General features: G+C 47.4%; 1 protein-coding gene. It reads right to left on the bottom strand.

All coding sequences use genetic code 11. From position 1 onward, the window contains the following. Positions 1–216: 216 nt before the first annotated feature. The gene (locus tag IE099_RS20565; RefSeq protein ID WP_189574722.1) at positions 217–618 is read right to left on the bottom strand and encodes a hypothetical protein; all 402 of its coding nucleotides are present in this window, start codon (positions 616–618) and stop codon (positions 217–219) included. Positions 619–1,364 lie beyond the last annotated feature (746 nt).

Raw genomic sequence — 1,364 nt, 5'->3', positions numbered from 1 at the left:
ACCTAATATGCGCAAACTAGCAACGACCCCTGTGCAGGCCGTTCTGCTTTCGTGATCCGTTGTCACGACAAACCGTATGTATCGGCCCATTTTTCAGTCGAACGTTCCAGCCCTGCCAAACCGACCGTTCAGCGAGCTTTCACTAGTTCTACAGCCTACAAATATGCTGTCAATTGCCAACTCGCCAGCGCGGTCGGGTTTGGCAGCGGCGCATTGTTAGCCTTCTTTTTTTGAAAGCCTCTCGTATTCAGATTCAATTTTCTTATTCCTAGCTGACGTCTCATAAGAACCGCGAAACCAGTCTCTACCTAAGCCAACGAGCTGAAACACCGATATCTCTTCATAACCCTTCTTGATTAGGTCAGAATCAGAACCACCGTCCCTCATAACTTCCATTAATTTCTTTTGCCAAACCTCGCCTTTAGTCGAGGCATATCCCTTGTCCTTAAATTCTTGAAGCGGACGAAGCTCTTTTAGAGACTGGAAAGCCAGTCGGGCTGTGTCCGCAGTGTATGGTGGTTTTTCGGAAAGGAACTTCGTCATGCTTGGCATTTCCTCTCCGCAAACAAACGATATCGAAAAGGTGACGAATAGAAGTAAGATAGCGATTGTTTTCATCTTTCAGGCTAACGTTCCAGCCCTGCCAAACCGACCGTTCAGCGAGCTTTCAATAGTTCTACAGCCTACAAACATGCTGTCAATTGCCAACTCGCCAGCGCGGTCGGGTTTGGCAGCGGCGCCTTGTTCGGCACGTGTTGCGGTTCAGCTCGAATCCTTCCAGTATTCCCGTATTTCGTCCTTATCGGAGTCCATCCCTTCTCCTAACGTCGCTTCATTGAACTGCCTCGCTATTTCCAAGGTTGCTCGAAAGTCGCCATATTCCTCCAGATGACGCATTGCGCAACGAGCGAATACTGCCTGATTTACCTCAATGTCGTATCCATCGGTAATAATTGGGAACGAGTTATGAAACCTCAGGTAATTCGACAAGTAGATACCTTTCTGGATTGGCCCTCGACCAACGATGAGCCAAGAACCCTCTTCTGGATTGACACGAAGCCAGCGAGAGAAATTGCTCTCTCTAGGTTTTGTTGAGATTATTGGTATTAGTATGAAAAAATGAACAGAGCGATAGGTTCCATCTCCGGTATTAAATTGCGTTTCCCGCTTGTATCCGACGAAAAGTGTTAGGATGAAAAGAACGAGGAATATTAAGACTCTGAAAGATGTTCTCGAATCCTTCTTCATAATTTAAGCCGAACGTTCAAGCACACCCAATCCGACCGACTCAGCGCACTTTCACTACTTCTACCACCTCCCCTCCTCCAATCAAACTCCAAACTCGCCTGCGCGGTCGGATTTGT

The sequence above is a fragment of the Roseibacillus persicicus genome (assembly GCF_014651675.1).
Classification (GTDB): domain Bacteria; phylum Verrucomicrobiota; class Verrucomicrobiia; order Verrucomicrobiales; family Akkermansiaceae; genus Roseibacillus; species Roseibacillus persicicus.
This window is presented reverse-complemented; position numbering and strand designations above follow the sequence as displayed.